Source organism: Escherichia sp. WS547 (assembly GCF_046486065.1).
Lineage (GTDB): Bacteria > Pseudomonadota > Gammaproteobacteria > Enterobacterales > Enterobacteriaceae > Escherichia > Escherichia coli.
Genome location: NZ_JBJQMA010000010.1, coordinates 64,718 through 84,061, shown reverse-complemented (window position 1 = coordinate 84,061; position 19,344 = coordinate 64,718). Strand labels below are relative to the sequence as shown.

Sequence of the window (19,344 nt, the reverse complement as noted above, 5' to 3'; positions counted from 1 at the left end):
CGAATGAGATTAATTTATCGCCATCGCGGCGTTATTTCATTCGGATTTCATGTTCAAGCAACACCTGGTTGTTTCAGTCAACGGAGTATTACATGTCCAGAAGGCTTCGCAGAACAAAAATCGTTACCACGTTAGGCCCAGCAACAGATCGCGATAATAATCTTGAAAAAGTTATCGCGGCGGGTGCCAACGTTGTACGTATGAACTTTTCTCACGGCTCGCCTGAAGATCACAAAATGCGCGCGGATAAAGTTCGTGAGATTGCCGCAAAACTGGGGCGTCATGTGGCTATTCTGGGTGACCTCCAGGGGCCCAAAATCCGTGTATCCACCTTTAAAGAAGGCAAAGTTTTCCTCAATATTGGGGATAAATTCCTGCTCGACGCCAACCTGGGTAAAGGTGAAGGCGACAAAGAAAAAGTCGGTATCGACTACAAAGGCCTGCCTGCTGACGTCGTGCCTGGTGACATCCTGCTGCTGGACGATGGTCGCGTCCAGTTAAAAGTACTGGAAGTTCAGGGCATGAAAGTGTTCACCGAAGTGACCGTCGGTGGTCCCCTCTCCAACAATAAAGGTATCAACAAACTTGGCGGCGGTTTGTCGGCTGAAGCGCTGACCGAAAAAGACAAAGCAGACATTAAGACTGCAGCGTTAATTGGCGTAGATTACCTGGCTGTATCCTTCCCACGCTGCGGCGAAGATCTGAACTATGCCCGTCGGCTGGCACGCGATGCAGGATGTGATGCGAAAATTGTTGCCAAGGTTGAACGTGCGGAAGCCGTATGCAGCCAGGATGCAATGGATGACATCATCCTCGCCTCTGACGTGGTAATGGTTGCACGCGGCGACCTTGGTGTGGAAATTGGCGATCCGGAACTGGTCGGCATTCAGAAAGCGTTGATCCGTCGTGCGCGTCAGCTTAACCGCGCAGTAATCACGGCGACCCAGATGATGGAGTCAATGATTACTAACCCGATGCCGACGCGTGCAGAAGTCATGGACGTAGCAAACGCCGTTCTGGATGGTACTGATGCTGTGATGCTTTCTGCAGAAACTGCTGCTGGTCAGTATCCTTCAGAAACTGTTGCAGCCATGGCGCGCGTTTGCCTGGGTGCGGAAAAAATCCCGAGCATCAACGTTTCTAAACACCGTCTGGACGTGCAGTTCGACAATGTGGAAGAAGCTATTGCCATGTCAGCAATGTACGCGGCTAACCACCTGAAAGGCGTTACGGCGATCATCACCATGACCGAATCGGGTCGTACGGCGCTGATGACCTCCCGTATCAGCTCTGGTCTGCCGATTTTCGCCATGTCACGCCATGAACGTACGCTGAACCTGACTGCTCTCTATCGCGGCGTTACGCCGGTGCACTTCGATAGCGCTAATGACGGCGTAGCAGCTGCCAGCGAAGCGGTTAATCTGCTGCGCGATAAAGGTTACTTGATGTCTGGTGACCTGGTGATTGTCACCCAGGGCGACGTGATGAGTACCGTGGGTTCTACTAATACCACGCGTATTTTAACGGTAGAGTAAGTACGTTGCCGGATGCGGCGAAAACGCCTCATCCGGCCTACAGTTCAATGATAGTTCAACAGATTTCGAATCTTCTGAAGCAAACTTGAACTTATCACACGGCGGAAGCCTCTCCTCGCGAGAGGCTTTTTTTATTTGATGGGATAAAGATCTTTGCGCTTATAGGGTTGGATTTCGCCCGGTTTGCGAGTTTTCAGCAATTTTAATATCCAGGTGTATTGTTCTGGTCGCGGACCAACAAAAATCTCGACTTCTTCATTCATCCGCCGCGCAATCGTATGGTCATCCGCCTCTAACAGATCATCCATCGGTGGGCGCACCTGAATCGTCAAACGATGCGTTTTGCCATCATAAATCGGAAACAGCGGTACAACGCGCGCACGGCACACTTTCATCAAACGACCAATCGCGGGCAACGTCGCTTTATAGGTGGCAAAGAAATCAACAAATTCGCTGTGCTCTGGGCCATGATCCTGATCGGGTAAATAATATCCCCAGTACCCCTGACGTACCGACTGGATGAATGGTTTAATACCATCATTTCTCGCATGCAGACGACCGCCAAAACGACGACGCACCGTGTTCCAGACATAATCAAAAACCGGGTTGCCCTGATTATGGAACATCGCTGCCATTTTCTGCCCTTGCGAGGCCATCAGCATGGCCGGGATATCGACGGCCCAACCGTGCGGCACCAGAAAAATCACTTTCTCGTTATTACGCCGCATCTCTTCGATGATCTCCAGCCCTTGCCAGTCAACGCGCGGCTGAATTTTCTCCGGCCCGCGTATTGCCAACTCAGCCATCATTGCCATCGCTTGCGGCGCGGTGGCAAACATCTCATCAACAATCGCTTCGCGTTCAGCTTCACTACGTTCTGGAAAGCAGAGCGACAAATTGATTAACGCACGACGGCGTGAGCTTTTTCCCAGTCGTCCGGCAAAACGTCCCAGCCGTGCCAGAATGGGATCACGGAACTTTGGCGGCGTTAAAGCGATACCCGCCATCGCTGCTACGCCCAGCCATGCTCCCCAGTAGCGCGGGTGGCGAAAGGATTTATCAAACTCAGGAATGTATTCGCTATTATTTTTTTTCGTTTCCATGCTTTTCCAGTTTCGGATAAGGCAAAAATCAATCTGGTGATAGTGTAGCGGCGCAACTTGCCCCGCACCAAATAAAAAAGCCGGTACTGACTGCGTACCGGCTGCGAATGGATGTTAATTAATCAAACCGTAGCTGCGGCACAATCTCTTTGGCCTGTGCCAGGAATTCGCGACGATCGGAGCCGGTCAGCCCTTCGGTACGCGGCAGTTTTGCCGTCAGCGGGTTTACGGCCTGCTGGTTTATCCATACTTCATAGTGCAGATGCGGCCCGGTTGAACGTCCAGTATTACCGGAAAGCGCGATACGGTCGCCACGTTTCACCTTCTGTCCCGGTTTCACCAGGATCTTGCGCAAGTGCATATAACGCGTGGTGTAGCTGCGACCATGACGAATAGCCACATAATAACCTGCTGCGCCACTGCGTTTGGCAACCACCACTTCACCGTCACCCACTGAAAGCACCGGCGTACCCTGTGGCATGGCGAAATCAACACCTCTGTGTGGCGCAACACGACCAGTCACCGGATTAGTACGACGCGGGTTAAAGTTAGACGAGATACGGAACTGTTTCGCCGTCGGGAATCGCAAGAATCCTTTCGCCAGACCAGTACCGTTACGATCGTAGAATTTGCCATCTTCAGCGCGGATTGCGTAATAATCTTTACCTTCTGAACGCAAACGTACGCCCAGCAGTTGGCTTTGCTCACGTTTACCATCAAGCATTTCTCGTGACATTAACACCGCAAATTCATCGCCTTTTTTCAGTTTGCGGAAATCCATTTGCCACTGCATGGCTTTAATCACTGCGCTCACTTCGGCGCTGGTTAAACCGGCGTTTCTGGCGCTGGCAACAAAGCTTCCCCCGACGGTACCTTTCAGCAGATTGTTGACCCACTCTCCTTGCTGCATTTCGCTGGTCATTTTAAAACCGTTAGCGGCAGTACGGTCATAGGTTCGGGTTTCACGACGAGACACTTCCCAGGTGAGACGCTGCAGTTCGCCGTCCGCGGTTAATGTCCAGGAGAGTTGTTGACCGATTTTCAGGTTACGCAATTCTTTGTCGGCAGCAGCCAGTTGGGTGATATCACCCATATCAATACCATACTGATTGAGAATGCTGCTTAGCGTATCGCCAGTGGAAACAACATATTCATGCACGCCCGCTTCACCGGCGATTTTGTCATCCAGTTCATCCTGGGGAATGGCTTCATCTTCTTGTGCAGCTTGATCAATCGGCTCACTGGCTTCAGGTAAGAGCGAACGAATTTCGTTCTGTTCCAGCTCAATGGTTTTGACAATTGGCGTGGCATCGCGGTGATAAACATAGGGCCGCCAGACAGCGACGGCCAGAGTAAGAACGGTGAGCGACCCCAACATAACGCGGTGTGGTCGCGGTAAATTATTAAACGCCAGGGCGACAGAGCGGGCTATCTGTTGCACGTAATCACTTCCTCATTAATCTCCTTTCAGGCAGCTCGCATACTGGTTGGCTAATTGATTCAGGAATTCTGAATAGCTTGTTTTACCCAGTTTGATATTCGTCCCCAGGGGATCCAACGTTCCCATACGAACGGATGTCCCTCGTGCGACGCTCTCAACGACCGCTGGCCTGAACTGTGGCTCAGCAAAAACGCAGGTTGCTTTTTGCTCAACCAACTGTGTTCTTATTTCATGTAAACGCTGCGCGCCAGGTTGAATCTCAGGGTTAACGGTAAAATGACCAAGCGGTGTCAGTCCGAACTGTTTTTCGAAATAGCCGTAAGCATCGTGAAAAACGAAATAACCTTTCCCCTTGAGCGGCGCGAGCTCGTTACCAACCTGCTTTTCGGTTGAGGCTAATTGTGCCTCAAAATCCTTCAAGTTGGCGTCAAGTTTGGCTCGACTTTGCGGCATAAGTTCCACTAATTTTCCATGGATTGCAACCGCTGTAGCCCGCGCTATCTCTGGGGAAAGCCAAAGATGCATGTTGAAATCGCCGTGATGGTGATCTTCGTCACTTTTTTCCGCGTGGTCGTGATCATCATCATCGCCGTGAATACTTTTCATCAGCAGCGGTTTCACATTCTCTAGCTGCGCAATCGTTACCTGTTTCGCTTCAGGTAATTTACTTACCGGTTTTTGCATGAACGCTTCCATCTCCGGGCCAACCCAAACGACTAAGTCCGCGTTCTGTAAGCGTTTTACATCTGATGGACGCAGTGAATAATCATGTTCTGAAGCGCCGTCAGGTAGTAAAACCTCCGTTTCTGTTACCCCATCAGCAATGGCAGAAGCGATGAACCCAACGGGTTTAAGCGAAGCGACAACGGCAGCATCTGCGGCCTGTGTTGCACCGCCCCAGAGAGCGGCGGATAATGCTGCGAAAAGAAGCGTTTTTTTATGTAACATAATGCGACCAATCATCGTAATGAATATGAGAAGTGTGATATTATAACATTTCATGACTACTGCAAGACTAAAATTAACATGACAAGTCTGGTTTCCCTGGAAAATGTCTCGGTTTCTTTTGGCCAACGCCGCGTCCTCTCTGATGTGTCGCTGGAACTTAAACCTGGAAAAATTTTGACTTTACTTGGGCCAAATGGCGCAGGTAAGTCGACACTGGTACGGGTAGTGCTCGGGCTGGTAACACCCGATGAAGGGGTTATCAAGCGCAACGGAAAACTGCGCATCGGCTATGTACCGCAGAAGCTGTATCTCGACACCACGTTGCCACTGACCGTAAACCGTTTTTTACGCTTACGCCCTGACACACATAAAGAAGATATTTTGCCTGCACTGAAACGTGTCCAGGCCGGGCATCTGATTAACGCACCGATGCAAAAGCTCTCGGGTGGCGAAACACAGCGTGTATTGTTAGCGCGAGCATTGTTAAATCGACCGCAATTATTAGTGCTGGATGAACCCACTCAGGGCGTGGATGTGAATGGTCAGGTGGCGTTATATGACCTTATTGACCAGTTGCGTCGCGAACTGGATTGTGGCGTTTTAATGGTCTCTCACGATCTGCATCTGGTAATGGCAAAAACCGATGAAGTGCTTTGCCTGAATCACCACATTTGTTGTTCCGGTACACCGGAAGTTGTTTCCCTGCATCCGGAGTTTATTTCTATGTTTGGTCCTCGTGGTGCTGAACAACTGGGTATCTATCGCCATCATCATAATCATCGTCACGATTTACAGGGACGAATTGTTTTGCGTCGGGGAAATGATCGCTCATGATTGAATTATTATTTCCCGGTTGGTTAGCCGGGATCATGCTCGCCTGTGCCGCGGGTCCGCTGGGTTCGTTTGTGGTCTGGCGTCGTATGTCTTATTTCGGTGATACGCTGGCTCATGCCTCATTACTTGGCGTCGCGTTTGGTTTGTTGCTGGATGTGAATCCATTCTATGCGGTGATTGCAGTTACGCTGCTGCTGGCGGGCGGTCTGGTATGGCTGGAGAAGCGTCCACAGCTGGCGATCGACACGTTATTAGGGATTATGGCGCACAGTGCCCTGTCGCTGGGCCTGGTGGTCGTTAGTCTGATGTCTAACATTCGTGTTGATTTGATGGCTTACCTGTTCGGTGATTTGCTGGCAGTGACGCCAGAAGATCTCATCTCTATTGCGATTGGCGTGGTCATCGTGTTGGCGATTCTGTTCTGGCAATGGCGCAATTTGCTGTCAATGACGATTAGCCCGGATCTGGCGTTTGTTGATGGTGTGAAATTACAGCGCGTGAAATTGTTGTTGATGCTGGTGACAGCATTGACAATTGGTGTAGCGATGAAATTTGTCGGCGCGTTGATTATTACTTCGCTGCTGATTATTCCTGCAGCTACAGCGCGTCGCTTTGCCCGCACGCCGGAACAGATGGCCGGTGTCGCTGTTTTGGTGGGGATGGTGGCAGTGACTGGCGGTTTAACCTTTTCCGCATTTTACGATACGCCGGCGGGTCCGTCGGTGGTGCTATGTGCGGCACTGTTATTTATTATCAGTATGATGAAAAAGCAGGCCAGCTAATCTATCGCTGAACACATTTGTCGGATGCGGCGCGAGCGCCTTATCCGACCTATGGTTCGCTATCTCTGGTATATGCCTGATAAGACGCGAATAGCGGCGCATCAGGCAACACTGCCAGTGTCGGATGCGCCGCGAGCGACCGATCCGACTTACGGCATTTCTGGCGGCGTGATGCCGAAGTGGTTCCACGCCCGCACTGTCGCCATACGCCCGCGCGGTGTACGCTGCAAAAAGCCTTGCTGAATCAAATAAGGTTCCAGCACATCCTCAATGGTTTCACGTTCTTCGCCAATGGCAGCCGCCAGGTTATCCAGACCTACCGGCCCACCAAAGAACTTATCGATTACCGCCAGCAACAATTTGCGGTCCATATAATCGAAACCTTCGGCATCGACATTCAGCATATCCAGCGCCTGAGCAGCGATATCAGCCGAGATGGTGCCATCGTGCTTCACTTCGGCGAAATCACGCACTCGACGCAGCAGACGGTTAGCAATGCGCGGCGTACCGCGAGCGCGACGAGCAACTTCCAGCGCGCCGTCATCACTCATCTCAAGCCCCATAAAGCGTGCGCTGCGACTGACGATATATTGCAGATCCGGCACCTGATAAAACTCCAGACGTTGCACAATACCAAAACGATCGCGTAACGGTGATGTCAGCGAACCTGCGCGCGTGGTTGCGCCAATCAGTGTAAACGGCGGCAAATCAATTTTAATGGAGCGTGCCGCCGGACCTTCACCAATCATGATATCCAGTTGGTAGTCTTCCATTGCCGGGTACAGCACTTCTTCAACAACTGGCGATAGACGGTGGATCTCATCAATAAACAACACGTCATGCGGTTCAAGGTTAGTGAGCATCGCTGCCAGATCCCCCGCCTTTTCCAGCACCGGACCAGAAGTCGTGCGTAAATTAACGCCCATTTCATTGGCGACAATGTTAGCAAGCGTAGTTTTACCCAACCCCGGAGGACCAAAAATCAACAGATGATCGAGGGCATCGCCGCGCAGTTTCGCTGCTTTGATGAAAATCTCCATCTGTGAACGAACCTGCGGCTGACCAACATACTCTTCCAGTAATTTAGGGCGAATGGCGCGATCTGCCACATCTTCCGGCAAAGTGGTACCGGCAGAAATCAGACGGTCTGCTTCAATCATCCTTTACCTCATAACGCGGCGCGTAGGGCTTCGCGAATTAATGTTTCACTGCTGGCGTCAGGGCGAGCGATTTTGCTCACCATGCGGCTTGCTTCTTGTGGTTTATAGCCCAGCGCCACCAGCGCGGCAACCGCTTCTTGTTCAGCATCGTCGGTCGCCGGGCTGGCAGGAGACGTGAGTACCAGGTCGGCGGCTGGCGTAAAGAGATCGCCATGCAAACCTTTAAATCGGTCTTTCATTTCAACAATCAAGCGTTCGGCGGTTTTTTTACCAATACCCGGCAGTTTCACCAGTGCCCCCACTTCTTCACGCTCAACGGCATTAACGAACTGCTGCGCTGACATTCCAGAGAGGATCGCCAGCGCCAACTTCGGGCCGACGCCGTTGGTTTTGATCAACTCTTTGAACAACGTGCGCTCTTGTTTATTGTTAAAACCGTACAGCAGTTGCGCGTCTTCACGCACCACAAAGTGGGTGAAAACGATCGCTTCCTGACCCGCTTCAGGGAGTTCATAAAAACAGGTCATCGGCATATGCACTTCATAGCCTACGCCGCCCACTTCAATTAACACCAGCGGGGGTTGTTTTTCAATGATGATGCCTCTGAGTCTGCCTATCACATGACGCTCCTGCGTAATGAATCAAAGATAATGCTGTATGATAAAAAAATGCTGGATAGATATCCAGCGAAGGATGAAGAAAACTTGCGAGGCGTCCCGATGTTCTGAAAAATGACGCAGTATAATTTTTTCTACAGGTTATATTGGAAGCAAATATTTAAATATTACATATTCAGTGAAGAAATGCGTAATAAAAATACACATTGCGCCTCCTGAAAAAATAAATTTTTTATGCTATTACGTATATTCATATCTATTTCAATGGAATGACAACATGAATATTAATTACCCTGCTGAATATGAAATTGGTGATATCGTCTTTACATGTATAGGTACTGCCTTATTTGGCCAAATATCAGCTGCATCAAATTGCTGGAGTAATCACGTCGGGATCATTACCGGTCATAACGGTGAAGACTTCCTGGTTGCAGAAAGCCGGGTTCCCCTTTCAACTATCACCACGCTATCTCGTTTTATTAAACGTTCTTCTAATCAACGCTATGCTATAAAGCGATTAGACGCCGGGCTTACAGAACAACAAAAACAACGAATTGTTGAACAGGTTCCCTCCCGGCTACGCAAACTTTACCACACCGGTTTTAAATACGAATCTTCGCGCCAGTTCTGTTCAAAATTTGTTTTTGATATTTATAAAGAGGCGCTATGTATTCCGGTGGGTGAAATAGAGACGTTTGGAGAACTGTTAAATAGCAATCCGAATGCAAAACTCACTTTCTGGAAATTCTGGTTCCTGGGTTCTATTCCGTGGGAGCGTAAAACCGTCACGCCAGCCAGTTTGTGGCATCATCCGGGTTTGGTGTTGATTCATGCGGAGGGAGTGGAAACGCCTCAGCCGGAACTGACCGAGGCGGTATAACTTAACGCAGTCGCCCTCTCGCCAGGTTCAGCCGCGATTCGCTCATCTGCATCGCATTCTGACTGACGTGACAATGGGTAATCGCGATAGCTAATGCATCGGCAGCATCCGCCTGTGGATTAGCGGGCAGTTTCAGCAAGGTGCGGACCATATGCTGCACCTGGCTTTTTTCAGCACTACCAATACCTACCACCGTTTGCTTTACCTGACGTGCCGCATATTCAAATACCGGCAATTCCTGATTCACCGCCGCCACAATCGCCACGCCGCGCGCCTGACCCAGTTTCAGGGCTGAGTCAGCGTTCTTCGCCATAAAGACTTGTTCAATGGCGAAATAATCAGGCTGGAACTGGGTAATGATTTCCGTCACGCCCGCATAGATGAGCTTCAGACGAGACGGTAAATCATCCACTTTGGTGCGTATGCATCCGCTACCCAGGTAGGAGAGTTGCCTGCCTACCTGGCGGATGACGCCATAGCCGGTCACGCGCGAACCCGGGTCAATGCCGAGAATAATAGCCATCACGCGTCTCCGTTTTGCTGTTTAGCAGGCCCCATCAGAGAGTCGCTGCAACCTCATCAGAGATTTCACCGTTATGGTAGACTTCCTGCACGTCGTCGCAATCTTCCAGCATATCGATCAGACGCATCAGTTTCGGTGCGGTTTCTGCATCCATATCAGCTTTGGTGGACGGGATCATGGAAACTTCCGCGCTGTCTGCTTTCAGACCTGCCGCTTCCAGAGCGTCGCGTACTTTGCCCATTTCTTCCCATGCAGTGTAGACATCAATCGCGCCGTCATCATAGGTCACAACGTCTTCAGCACCTGCTTCCAGCGCTGCTTCCATGATGGTGTCTTCATCGCCTTTCTCGAAGGAGATCACGCCTTTTTTGCTGAACAGATAAGCTACGGAACCATCAGTACCGAGGTTACCGCCACATTTACTGAATGCATGGCGCACTTCAGCAACGGTACGGTTGCGGTTGTCAGACAGACATTCAATCATGATTGCCGTGCCGCCAGGACCGTAACCTTCGTAGATGATGGTTTCCATGTTTGCATCATCATCACCGCCCACACCTCGTGCAATTGCGCGGTTCAGAGTGTCACGAGTCATGTTGTTAGACAGTGCTTTATCAATTGCTGCACGCAGACGCGGGTTAGCGTCCGGATCGCCACCGCCGAGCTTAGCTGCAGTTACCAGCTCACGAATGATTTTAGTGAAGATTTTACCGCGCTTAGCATCCTGCGCAGCTTTACGATGTCTGGTGTTGGCCCATTTACTATGACCTGCCATAAAAATATCTCCAGATAGCCTTGCCTGTTCAGGCAGCGTTAATTACAAACTGTTCAATCGCCTGCCGGTTGCTCCAGGACTTAGTGAGCGCCGCCGCAGCAGGCGCATCAAGCCACTTGTAGGCCAGATGTTCAGTGAAGACGACCTGGCGTTCGTGCGGGAGCGCAAGACAGAACCATGATTCCGTATTACGCGTCACGCCCGGCGCATAGCGATGACGTAAATGTGAAAAAATTTCAAATTCTACCGTGCGCTGACAGTCAATTAAGGTCAGTTGTTCAGCGACAACATCGATGGTGACCTCTTCCTTTACTTCGCGCATGGCAGCTTGCGGCGCGGTTTCACCCTCTTCCACGCTGCCGGTTACCGACTGCCAGAAATCGGGATCGTCACGCCGCTGCAACATCAGCACCCGTTTCGTATCTTGCGCATAGATGACCACTAAGATCGAAACGGGACGCTTATACACTTTATCCTTCACGCTGCCTCTTCGTTGACTGCCTTCGCTCATCCCATTCACATAGTTATCTATGCTCATGGGAGTTCACTCAGTTGCCGCCTCGATGCAACGCGAATGATTTCGTGTATTTGAGTCATATCAGTTATTCTCTGCCTTCTTCACAACCTGAATGCTCAGCTCGGCCAGTGCAGTCGGGTTAGCAAAGCTCGGTGCTTCAGTCATCAGACACGCCGCCGCCGTGGTTTTCGGGAAGGCGATAACGTCACGGATATTGTCGGTGCCGGTCAGCAGCATCGTCAGACGGTCAAGACCGAATGCCAGACCTGCGTGCGGCGGAGTACCGTATTTCAGGGCGTCGAGCAGGAAGCCGAATTTCTCGCGCTGTTCCTCTTCGTTGATACCCAGAATACCAAACACCGTCTGCTGCATATCACCATTATGGATACGCACAGAACCACCGCCCACTTCGTAACCATTGATGACCATATCGTAAGCGTTCGCCACCGCATTTTCTGGTGCAGCTTTCAGTTCTGCCGCCGTCATGTCTTTCGGTGAGGTGAACGGATGGTGCATTGCCGTCAGGCCGCCTTCACCGTCGTCTTCAAACATCGGGAAATCGATAACCCACAGCGGTGCCCATTTGCTTTCGTCGGTCAGACCAAGGTCTTTACCCACTTTCAGGCGCAGTGCGCCCATCGCGTCGGCAACAATTTTCTTATTGTCGGCACCGAAGAAAATCATATCGCCATCTTGCGCGGCAGTACGATCCAGGATGGCTTCGATGATTTCTGCATTAAGGAACTTCGCTACCGGGCTGTTGATACCTTCCAGACCTTTCGCGCGTTCGTTAACTTTGATGTACGCCAAACCTTTCGCGCCGTAGATTTTAACGAAGTTACCGTATTCGTCGATCTGTTTACGGGTCAGCGATGCGCCACCCGGAACACGCAGAGCGGCAACACGGCCTTTCGGATCGTTCGCCGGACCTGCAAATACTGCAAACTCAACAGATTTCAGCAGATCGGCAACGTCGGTCAGTTCCATCGGGTTACGCAGATCCGGTTTATCAGAACCATAACGGCGTTCTGCTTCTGCAAAGGTCATTACCGGGAAATCGCCCAGATCCACGCCCTTCACTTCCAGCCACAGATGACGCACCAGCGCTTCCATCACTTCACGCACTTGCGGCGCGGTCATGAAAGAAGTTTCCACATCGATCTGAGTAAATTCAGGCTGACGATCAGCACGAAGATCTTCGTCACGGAAGCATTTAACGATCTGATAGTAACGGTCAAAGCCGGACATCATCAGCAGCTGTTTGAACAACTGCGGGGATTGCGGCAGCGCGTAGAATTTACCTTTGTGCACACGAGAAGGCACCAGGTAGTCACGCGCGCCTTCCGGCGTGGCTTTGGTCAGCATCGGGGTTTCGATGTCGAGGAAACCGTGGTCATCCATAAAACGGCGCACCAGGCTGGTGATTTTAGCGCGGGTTTTCAGGCGCTGAGCCATTTCCGGGCGACGCAGGTCGAGGTAGCGGTATTTCAGACGCGCTTCTTCGGTGTTGACGTGGTTAGAGTCAAGCGGCAGAACATCTGCGCGGTTGATGATAGTCAGCGAGGACGCCAGTACTTCGATTTCGCCAGTCGCCATATCGCGGTTAATATTTTTTTCGTCACGCGCACGTACGGTGCCCGTGACCTGAATGCAGAACTCATTACGCAGTTCAGAGGCCAGCTTTAACGCGTCCGCACGATCCGGATCGAAAAATACCTGCACGATACCTTCGCGGTCGCGCATATCGATGAAGATCAGGCTACCAAGATCACGACGACGGTTGACCCAACCACACAGAGTCACCTGCTGCCCCACGTGGGACAAACGGAGCTGTCCACAATATTCTGTACGCATGAGATATCCCTTAACTTAGCTGCCGGCGGATGCCCCCTGCTGCGCAGGTGACCAAGTCGCAGCGTTAGCTGTATGTCACAACTGAATGAAAAAAGGCGGCTATTATACTGGAAATTCTGCCGCACCGTAAGAGCCTGGCCCGCGCTGGAACACCTCGTTACCACTTTATATCGGGCCTGAAATCAGACTCTACGCCAGTTTGCTATAAAGGTGTTGCCCGAACTCATAAAAATTAACAAAATTTGTCGTTCCGCCATCGGCTAATCGCATTAAGGTGAGAGGCACGATTTTGTTTTGTCAGGAGTCATCATGCTTGAACTTAATGCTAAAACCACTGCGCTGGTGGTGATTGATTTACAAGAAGGCATCTTACCTTTTGCCGGAGGTCCACATACTGCCGATGAGGTGGTTAATCGCGCCGGGAAGCTGGCGGCGAAATTTCGCGCGAGCGGTCAGCCCGTGTTTCTGGTGCGCGTTGGCTGGTCTGCCGATTATGCCGAAGCATTAAAACAGCCGGTTGATGTCCCCTCCCCCGCTAAAGTGTTACCCGAAAACTGGTGGCAACATCCTGCTGCATTAGGTGCAACCGACAGCGATATCGAAATCATCAAACGTCAATGGGGTGCGTTTTACGGTACGGATCTGGAGTTGCAATTACGCCGCCGGGGTATCGATACAATAGTATTATGTGGGATCTCGACCAATATCGGTGTTGAATCCACCGCCCGCAATGCCTGGGAACTCGGTTTTAATCTGGTGATTGCCGAAGACGCCTGCAGCGCCGCCAGCGCCGAGCAGCACAATAACAGCATCAACCATATCTACCCACGCATCGCCCGTGTGCGCAGTGTGGAAGAGATCCTCAACGCATTATGATTTACATCGGTCTGCCGCAATGGTCGCATCCTAAATGGGTGCGGTTGGGGATCACCAGCCTTGAAGAGTATGCCCGCCACTTTAACTGTGTGGAGGGCAACACCACGCTTTACGCCCTGCCGAAATCCGAGGTTGTCCTGCGCTGGCGTGAGCAGACCACAGATAATTTTCGCTTCTGTTTTAAGTTTCCGGCGACCATTTCGCATCAGGCAGCATTACGGCATTGCGATGATTTAGTGACTGAATTTTTGACCCGCATGTCACCGTTAGCGCCGCGCATTGGGCAATACTGGCTGCAACTGCCTGCCACATTTGGCCCACGGGATCTGCCTGCGCTTTGGCATTTTCTCGATTCCCTTCCCGGCGAATTTAATTATGGTGTGGAAGTCCGCCATCCACAGTTTTTCGCCAAAGGGGAAGAGGAACAAACGCTTAATCGCGGTTTACATCAGCGCGGCGTTAATCGGGTGATTTTAGACAGCCGCCCGGTTCATGCAGCACGTCCACACAGTGAAGCTATTCGCGACGCTCAACGAAAAAAACCTAAAGTTCCGGTACATGCTGTACTGACGGCGACAAATCCGCTGATCCGTTTTATCGGTAGTGATGATATGACGCAAAACCGGGAATTATTTCAGGTCTGGTTACAAAAATTAGCGCAGTGGCATCAGACCACTACGCCTTATCTTTTTTTACATACGCCAGATATTGCCCAGGCCCCGGAACTGGTACATACCCTGTGGGAAGACTTACGTAAAACGCTTCCAGAGATCGGAGCAGTTCCGGCTATTCCACAGCAATCTTCTCTTTTCTGAATTTGCCACCTATCATAGACAGGTGCCATCGGCCATTTTAAAGGGAGTTTGTATGGTAAGCGCGCTGTATGCCGTTTTAAGTGCGTTGTTATTAATGAAGTTCTCTTTTGATGTCGTTCGCCTGCGAATGCAGTACCGCGTTGCCTATGGCGACGGCGGTTTTAGCGAACTGCAAAGCGCTATTCGCATTCATGGTAACGCGGTGGAATATATTCCCATCGCGATTGTGTTAATGCTGTTTATGGAAATGAATGGCGCAGAAACCTGGATGGTGCATATTTGCGGCATCGTTTTGCTTGCTGGTCGTCTGATGCATTATTACGGTTTTCATCACCGTCTGTTCCGCTGGCGACGTTCCGGCATGAGCGCCACCTGGTGTGCGCTGTTGCTGATGGTGCTGGCGAATCTTTGGTATATGCCCTGGGAGTTGGTTTTCTCCCTGCGTTAGCGCACAATACGCCACTTTCTTTTTCCCGGATTTTTACGTTATGTCTCACCGCGACACGCTATTTTCTGCCCCTATCGCCAGACTGGGCGACTGGACCTTTGATGAACGGGTAGCTGAAGTCTTCCCGGATATGATCCAGCGTTCCGTTCCCGGCTATTCCAATATTATTTCCATGATTGGTATGTTAGCCGAGCGCTTCGTTCAACCTGGTACGCAGGTTTACGATCTGGGTTGTTCTCTGGGCGCGGCGACGCTCTCGGTGCGTCGCAACATTCATCATGATAATTGCAAAATTATTGCCATCGACAACTCTCCGGCGATGATTGAACGCTGCCGTCGTCATATTGACGCCTATAAAGCCCCTACGCCAGTAGACGTTATTGAAGGTGATATTCGCGATATCGCCATTGAAAACGCATCGATGGTGGTGCTGAATTTTACCCTGCAATTCCTGGAACCTTCCGAGCGTCAGGCGTTACTGGATAAAATTTATCAAGGGCTGAACCCGGGCGGTGCGCTGGTGCTTTCGGAAAAATTCAGTTTCGAAGATGCCAAAGTTGGTGAATTGCTGTTCAACATGCACCACGACTTTAAACGTGCCAACGGTTACAGCGAACTGGAGATCAGCCAGAAGCGCAGCATGCTGGAAAACGTGATGCTAACCGATTCTGTGGAAACCCATAAAGCACGCCTGCATCAAGCTGGTTTTGAGCATAGCGAGCTGTGGTTCCAGTGCTTTAACTTTGGTTCCCTGGTGGCATTAAAAGCAGAGGACGCTGCATGATCGACTTTGGTAACTTTTATTCTCTGATTGCCAAAAATCATCTTTCACACTGGCTGGAAACGCTGCCCGCGCAGATTGCTAACTGGCAGCGCGAGCAGCAGCACGGGCTGTTTAAGCAGTGGTCCAACGCGGTGGAATTTCTGCCTGAAATTAAACCGTATCGTCTGGATTTATTGCATAGCGTGACGGCAGAAAGCGAAGAGCCACTGAGCGCCGGGCAAATTAAACGTATTGAAACGCTGATGCGCAACCTGATGCCGTGGCGCAAAGGGCCGTTCTCACTGTATGGCGTCAACATCGATACCGAATGGCGTTCCGACTGGAAATGGGATCGCGTTCTGCCCCATCTTTCTGATTTAACCGGGCGCACCATTCTTGATGTCGGCTGTGGCAGCGGTTATCACATGTGGCGCATGATTGGCGCAGGCGCGCACCTCGCGGTGGGAATCGACCCTACGCAACTGTTTCTGTGCCAGTTTGAAGCGGTGCGTAAACTACTGGGTAACGATCAGCGCGCACATTTGTTACCGTTAGGCATTGAACAGCTTCCGGCACTGAAAGCCTTTGATACCGTCTTTTCGATGGGCGTGCTTTATCATCGTCGTTCACCGCTGGAGCATCTCTGGCAGTTGAAAGATCAACTGGTCAATGAAGGTGAACTGGTGCTTGAAACGCTGGTTATTGATGGTGATGAGAACACGGTGCTGGTGCCGGGCGATCGTTACGCGCAAATGCGTAATGTCTATTTCATCCCTTCCGCGCTGGCGCTGAAAAACTGGCTGAAGAAGTGTGGTTTTGTTGATATTCGCATTGCGGATGTGAGCGTTACCACTACAGAAGAGCAGCGACGCACTGAATGGATGGTTACCGAGTCTCTGTCCGATTTCCTCGACCCACATGATCCGAGTAAGACAGTTGAAGGTTATCCGGCACCTAAACGCGCGGTGCTGATTGCGCGCAAGCCGTAAAGATTAGCGCCCGTTTCCGGGCGCTTTTCACGTCTTATGCCTGAACAGCTGGCTGATCAAACGCCGTTAACTTCGGTGCATTGCCCGTATATTTTTCGATATACACCAGCGCAGAGTTACCGGCACAGGCATTTGCCAGCTGAGAGCTGGGGATATCCGCCGTTAACACGTTCGCACTGCCGTTTTTACACAAGCCATTTTCCAGATCTGGCCATGCACCTTCATGCACGCATACCACGCCTTTTTTGATCCCGTCAGTCACCACCGCGCCTGTCAGAATCTGACCACGTCTGTTCCAGACACGCACCAGATCGCCATTCGCAATACCAAAGCGAGCAGCATCTTCGGTGTGAATAGTGATCGGTTCACGATCGGCAACCGCATATTTTTTACGCAGTTCCGCATAGTTAAGCTGACTGTGTAAACGGTGTGCCGGATGTGCGGTCAGAAGCTGCAACTGCTTCTCGTCGGCGGAACCTTTCCACTCATCAGGCGCAAGCCAGGTTGGGTGTGCCGGGCAATCCTTATAGCCAAATTTTTCCAGCGTTTTGGAGTAAATCTCAATTTTGCCGCTTGGCGTACCCAGCGCATTTTTCACCGGATCGGCGCGGAAATCACCATAACGAACGTACTGTTCGTTCTTCTCGCTGCGGCGCATTTCGATCAGTTTATTTTGCTGCCAGAAAGCATTAAACATCGGCATAGTCACGCGTTGCGCACGCGCACCTTTCTGAGCGGCATCATAGAAAAATTTCAGCCACGCCATTTCATCTCTACCTTCGGTATAGATCTCTTTTCCGCTAGGTTTGAGTAATTCAGCAAGATCGGCAAACACGTCAAAATCGTTACGCGCTTCAAATTGCGCAGCCACAGCCTGCTTCATCGGCACAATATGCTGGTTGCTGTAATCACCGGTCATCGTTAAGTCATTGCGCTCAAACGATGTGGTAATCGGTAATACGATATCTGCATGTTTAGCAGCTGCGGTCCAGTAGCATTCAGAAACGACGATCATCTCCGGTTTCTGCCATGCTTTAATCAGACGATTAGTATCCTGGTGATGGGTAAAGTTACCGCCACCCGCCCACCAGATCATTTTGATATTCGGATACGTTTGTTCTTTACCGTTATGCTGATATTTGCCGCCAGGATTTTCCAGCGCATCGACGATACGGGCAACAGGAATCGCCGTCATTCCGCCATCATCAGCGGCCTCACTGGCCTGTCCGGCAATCGCCGCAGACATTTCCGGCAGCACGCCGCCAACACGCGTCGGGTTGCCACCGTTTGAGTAATGATAAGAGAAACCAAACCCGCCGCCCGGTGTACCAATCTGCCCTAACATCGCCGCCAGCGTCACCAGCATCCAGTGTTTCTGTTCACCATATTGCTGGCGCTGAATTCCCCAGCCAGCCATCAGCATTGTGCGATTCGCCGCCATCAGTTCAGCGAGTTTGATTATCTGCGCTTCCGGTACGCCAGTAATTTCCGCCGCCCAGGCCGCGCTCTTCGGGGTATTATCGCTCTTACCTGTCAGATACTCTTCAAACTGCGGATACCCGGTGGTGTATTTTTCAAGGAACACTTTATCGTGTTTGCCTTGTGTCATCAGGGTATGCGCAATCCCTAACATCAGTGCCACGTCGGTGCCCATATTCGGCGCGATCCAGGTGGCATTATCGCCAAAGAATTCGATGGTTTCGGAGCGGATAGGATCAATGGCAATCACGGGTTTGCCAGATTTTTTCAGCTGATGGAAGTATTCCAGCCCTTGCTCATCGGTACTGCTCCAGGCAATTTTCAAGGTATTCAGCGGGTTCATCCCCCACAGCACCACAACCTGGCTGTTTTCCAGAATCAGCGGCCAGGAGGTCTGCTGTTCATACACCTCTACAGAACCGACCACATGCGGCATGATCACCTGTGCTGCCCCGGTTGAATAATCGCCGCTATGCCCGGAATAACCGCCCGCCAGGTTCATATAACGTTGCAGTAAGGTTTGCGCTTTATGCAACACGCCAGAAGATCGCCAGCCGTAAGATCCGGCAAAAATGGCCGATGGTCCGTTAGCTTTACGAATACGATCATGTTGCTCATGAATCAGTTTTAATGCTTGTTCCCAGCTCACCTGTACATAGGTATCTTCGCCACGACCTTTTGCCGGTTGCAGTGGATTATCGAGATAGCTTTTTCTCACCATCGGATGCTGAATACGCGCCGTGGTGTGTACCTGATCCGCCGCCGTAGACTGTAAGGAGTTCGGTATGGTTTTCGCCAGCGCGCCTGTCGAAGAAACAATCTTGCCGTCCTTCACTTCTACGTTCATCGCTCCCCAACGTCCCGCGGTGAGGATTTTACCGCCCTTCTCTTCTGCCCATGCGGGGAGCGGTGCTGCCGATGTCACCACCAGCGCTCCAGCGGCAATACCGCTGTGTTTAATAAATTCACGTCTTGTTAATGTCATAACTTCCTCCCTGATCAACG

The 19,344-nt window shown here is 51.1% G+C and carries 20 protein-coding genes; 9 read left to right on the top strand and 11 right to left on the bottom strand.

The features are described 5' to 3' along the window. Positions 1-92: 92 nt before the first annotated feature. On the top strand, positions 93-1,535 hold the full coding sequence (pyk, locus tag ACJHWK_RS11325) for a pyruvate kinase (RefSeq protein WP_000091148.1): 1,443 nt from the start codon (positions 93-95) through the stop codon (positions 1,533-1,535). Between the two features lie 131 nt (positions 1,536-1,666). Here pyk and lpxM read toward each other — a convergent pair whose 3' ends face one another. The 3 genes from lpxM to znuA all read right to left on the bottom strand — a co-directional run bounded on the left by lpxM (position 1,667) and on the right by znuA (position 5,027). Then, a complete protein-coding gene (gene lpxM / locus ACJHWK_RS11320) occupies positions 1,667-2,638 on the bottom strand; it encodes a lauroyl-Kdo(2)-lipid IV(A) myristoyltransferase (protein WP_000448381.1) in 972 nt (323 codons plus the stop codon). A 118-nt stretch (positions 2,639-2,756) separates the two neighbouring features. Then, entirely contained in the window at positions 2,757-4,079 is a 1,323-nt protein-coding gene (mepM, locus tag ACJHWK_RS11315; RefSeq protein ID WP_001184045.1) for a murein DD-endopeptidase MepM, read from the bottom strand. Between the two features lie 15 nt (positions 4,080-4,094). Next, a complete protein-coding gene (gene znuA / locus ACJHWK_RS11310) occupies positions 4,095-5,027 on the bottom strand; it encodes a zinc ABC transporter substrate-binding protein ZnuA (protein WP_011076428.1) in 933 nt (310 codons plus the stop codon). Between the two features lie 78 nt (positions 5,028-5,105). Between znuA and znuC the strand changes: the two genes are divergently transcribed. Further along, on the top strand, positions 5,106-5,861 hold the full coding sequence (znuC, locus tag ACJHWK_RS11305) for a zinc ABC transporter ATP-binding protein ZnuC (protein ID WP_000202987.1): 756 nt from the start codon (positions 5,106-5,108) through the stop codon (positions 5,859-5,861). Next, positions 5,858-6,643 (top strand): zinc ABC transporter permease subunit ZnuB, encoded by a 786-nt coding sequence (znuB, locus tag ACJHWK_RS11300; RefSeq protein WP_001520716.1) that lies wholly within the window; start codon positions 5,858-5,860, stop codon positions 6,641-6,643. Before znuC ends, znuB begins: the two co-directional genes overlap by 4 nt. A 149-nt stretch (positions 6,644-6,792) precedes the next feature. On the opposite strand, the gene ruvB is transcribed toward znuB, so the two are convergent. The 3 genes from ruvB to yobI all read right to left on the bottom strand — a co-directional run bounded on the left by ruvB (position 6,793) and on the right by yobI (position 8,627). Further along, entirely contained in the window at positions 6,793-7,803 is a 1,011-nt protein-coding gene (gene ruvB, locus ACJHWK_RS11295) for a Holliday junction branch migration DNA helicase RuvB (RefSeq protein WP_000568522.1), read from the bottom strand. 8 nt (positions 7,804-7,811) lie between these two features. Then, positions 7,812-8,423: a Holliday junction branch migration protein RuvA gene (gene ruvA / locus ACJHWK_RS11290; protein WP_000580323.1), complete on the bottom strand. Its 612-nt coding sequence runs from the start codon at positions 8,421-8,423 to the stop codon at positions 7,812-7,814. A 138-nt stretch (positions 8,424-8,561) separates the two neighbouring features. Beyond that, positions 8,562-8,627: a stress response small protein YobI gene (gene yobI / locus ACJHWK_RS11285; protein ID WP_072146566.1), complete on the bottom strand. Its 66-nt coding sequence runs from the start codon at positions 8,625-8,627 to the stop codon at positions 8,562-8,564. A gap of 70 nt (positions 8,628-8,697) precedes the next feature. On the opposite strand from yobI, the gene ACJHWK_RS11280 reads away from it, so the two are divergent. Beyond that, complete coding sequence (locus ACJHWK_RS11280; protein WP_001520719.1) at positions 8,698-9,300, top strand: YebB family permuted papain-like enzyme; 603 nt, start codon at positions 8,698-8,700, stop codon at positions 9,298-9,300. A gap of 1 nt (position 9,301) precedes the next feature. Here the strand turns inward: ACJHWK_RS11280 and ruvC are convergent, their stop codons facing one another. From ruvC to aspS, 4 genes are all read right to left on the bottom strand, one after another. After that, positions 9,302-9,823, bottom strand: a complete 522-nt coding sequence (gene ruvC / locus ACJHWK_RS11275; RefSeq protein ID WP_001295503.1) for a crossover junction endodeoxyribonuclease RuvC — start codon at positions 9,821-9,823, stop codon at positions 9,302-9,304. Between the two features lie 34 nt (positions 9,824-9,857). Continuing rightward, the gene (locus ACJHWK_RS11270; RefSeq protein WP_000907234.1) at positions 9,858-10,598 is read right to left on the bottom strand and encodes a YebC/PmpR family DNA-binding transcriptional regulator; all 741 of its coding nucleotides are present in this window, start codon (positions 10,596-10,598) and stop codon (positions 9,858-9,860) included. Between the two features lie 28 nt (positions 10,599-10,626). After that, positions 10,627-11,079, bottom strand: coding sequence for a dihydroneopterin triphosphate diphosphatase (nudB, locus tag ACJHWK_RS11265; protein ID WP_001308712.1), 453 nt, complete (start codon positions 11,077-11,079; stop codon positions 10,627-10,629). Positions 11,080-11,196: 117 nt separating this feature from the next. Beyond that, on the bottom strand, positions 11,197-12,969 hold the full coding sequence (gene aspS / locus ACJHWK_RS11260) for an aspartate--tRNA ligase (protein WP_001258662.1): 1,773 nt from the start codon (positions 12,967-12,969) through the stop codon (positions 11,197-11,199). Positions 12,970-13,278: 309 nt separating this feature from the next. Here aspS and ACJHWK_RS11255 point away from each other — a divergent pair, with 309 nt between their 5' ends. Genes ACJHWK_RS11255 through cmoB form a run of 5 tightly spaced genes read left to right on the top strand, consistent with a single transcriptional unit; the run spans position 13,279 to position 16,860 of the window. Then, positions 13,279-13,845: a hydrolase gene (locus tag ACJHWK_RS11255; RefSeq protein WP_000891630.1), complete on the top strand. Its 567-nt coding sequence runs from the start codon at positions 13,279-13,281 to the stop codon at positions 13,843-13,845. After that, positions 13,842-14,660: a DUF72 domain-containing protein gene (locus tag ACJHWK_RS11250; RefSeq protein ID WP_001563891.1), complete on the top strand. Its 819-nt coding sequence runs from the start codon at positions 13,842-13,844 to the stop codon at positions 14,658-14,660. Before ACJHWK_RS11255 ends, ACJHWK_RS11250 begins: the two co-directional genes overlap by 4 nt. Before the next feature lie 52 nt (positions 14,661-14,712). After that, complete coding sequence (locus tag ACJHWK_RS11245) at positions 14,713-15,108, top strand: MAPEG family protein (RefSeq protein WP_000252980.1); 396 nt, start codon at positions 14,713-14,715, stop codon at positions 15,106-15,108. 40 nt (positions 15,109-15,148) lie between these two features. After that, the gene (gene cmoA / locus ACJHWK_RS11240) at positions 15,149-15,892 is read left to right on the top strand and encodes a carboxy-S-adenosyl-L-methionine synthase CmoA (RefSeq protein ID WP_000019591.1); all 744 of its coding nucleotides are present in this window, start codon (positions 15,149-15,151) and stop codon (positions 15,890-15,892) included. Next, the gene (gene cmoB / locus ACJHWK_RS11235; protein ID WP_000564730.1) at positions 15,889-16,860 is read left to right on the top strand and encodes a tRNA 5-methoxyuridine(34)/uridine 5-oxyacetic acid(34) synthase CmoB; all 972 of its coding nucleotides are present in this window, start codon (positions 15,889-15,891) and stop codon (positions 16,858-16,860) included. Before cmoA ends, cmoB begins: the two co-directional genes overlap by 4 nt. A gap of 34 nt (positions 16,861-16,894) precedes the next feature. Here the strand turns inward: cmoB and torZ are convergent, their stop codons facing one another. Further along, complete coding sequence (gene torZ / locus ACJHWK_RS11230; RefSeq protein ID WP_410234842.1) at positions 16,895-19,324, bottom strand: trimethylamine N-oxide reductase TorZ; 2,430 nt, start codon at positions 19,322-19,324, stop codon at positions 16,895-16,897. Positions 19,325-19,344: the final 20 nt, after the last annotated feature.

What these genes read in the sequence shown, in the direction of transcription:
- ruvB (WP_000568522.1), bottom strand. Translation starts at nt 7,803, where the DNA reads ATGATTGAAGCAGACCGTCTGATTTCTGCCGGTACCACTTTGCCGGAA.
- ACJHWK_RS11250 (WP_001563891.1), top strand. Translation starts at nt 13,842, where the DNA reads ATGATTTACATCGGTCTGCCGCAATGGTCGCATCCTAAATGGGTGCGG.
- znuA (WP_011076428.1), bottom strand. Translation starts at nt 5,027, where the DNA reads ATGTTACATAAAAAAACGCTTCTTTTCGCAGCATTATCCGCCGCTCTC.
- torZ (WP_410234842.1), bottom strand. Translation starts at nt 19,324, where the DNA reads ATGACATTAACAAGACGTGAATTTATTAAACACAGCGGTATTGCCGCT.
- ACJHWK_RS11245 (WP_000252980.1), top strand. Translation starts at nt 14,713, where the DNA reads ATGGTAAGCGCGCTGTATGCCGTTTTAAGTGCGTTGTTATTAATGAAG.
- znuB (WP_001520716.1), top strand. Translation starts at nt 5,858, where the DNA reads ATGATTGAATTATTATTTCCCGGTTGGTTAGCCGGGATCATGCTCGCC.
- znuC (WP_000202987.1), top strand. Translation starts at nt 5,106, where the DNA reads ATGACAAGTCTGGTTTCCCTGGAAAATGTCTCGGTTTCTTTTGGCCAA.
- aspS (WP_001258662.1), bottom strand. Translation starts at nt 12,969, where the DNA reads ATGCGTACAGAATATTGTGGACAGCTCCGTTTGTCCCACGTGGGGCAG.
- cmoA (WP_000019591.1), top strand. Translation starts at nt 15,149, where the DNA reads ATGTCTCACCGCGACACGCTATTTTCTGCCCCTATCGCCAGACTGGGC.
- lpxM (WP_000448381.1), bottom strand. Translation starts at nt 2,638, where the DNA reads ATGGAAACGAAAAAAAATAATAGCGAATACATTCCTGAGTTTGATAAA.
- ruvC (WP_001295503.1), bottom strand. Translation starts at nt 9,823, where the DNA reads ATGGCTATTATTCTCGGCATTGACCCGGGTTCGCGCGTGACCGGCTAT.
- pyk (WP_000091148.1), top strand. Translation starts at nt 93, where the DNA reads ATGTCCAGAAGGCTTCGCAGAACAAAAATCGTTACCACGTTAGGCCCA.
- ACJHWK_RS11270 (WP_000907234.1), bottom strand. Translation starts at nt 10,598, where the DNA reads ATGGCAGGTCATAGTAAATGGGCCAACACCAGACATCGTAAAGCTGCG.
- cmoB (WP_000564730.1), top strand. Translation starts at nt 15,889, where the DNA reads ATGATCGACTTTGGTAACTTTTATTCTCTGATTGCCAAAAATCATCTT.
- ACJHWK_RS11280 (WP_001520719.1), top strand. Translation starts at nt 8,698, where the DNA reads ATGAATATTAATTACCCTGCTGAATATGAAATTGGTGATATCGTCTTT.
- ACJHWK_RS11255 (WP_000891630.1), top strand. Translation starts at nt 13,279, where the DNA reads ATGCTTGAACTTAATGCTAAAACCACTGCGCTGGTGGTGATTGATTTA.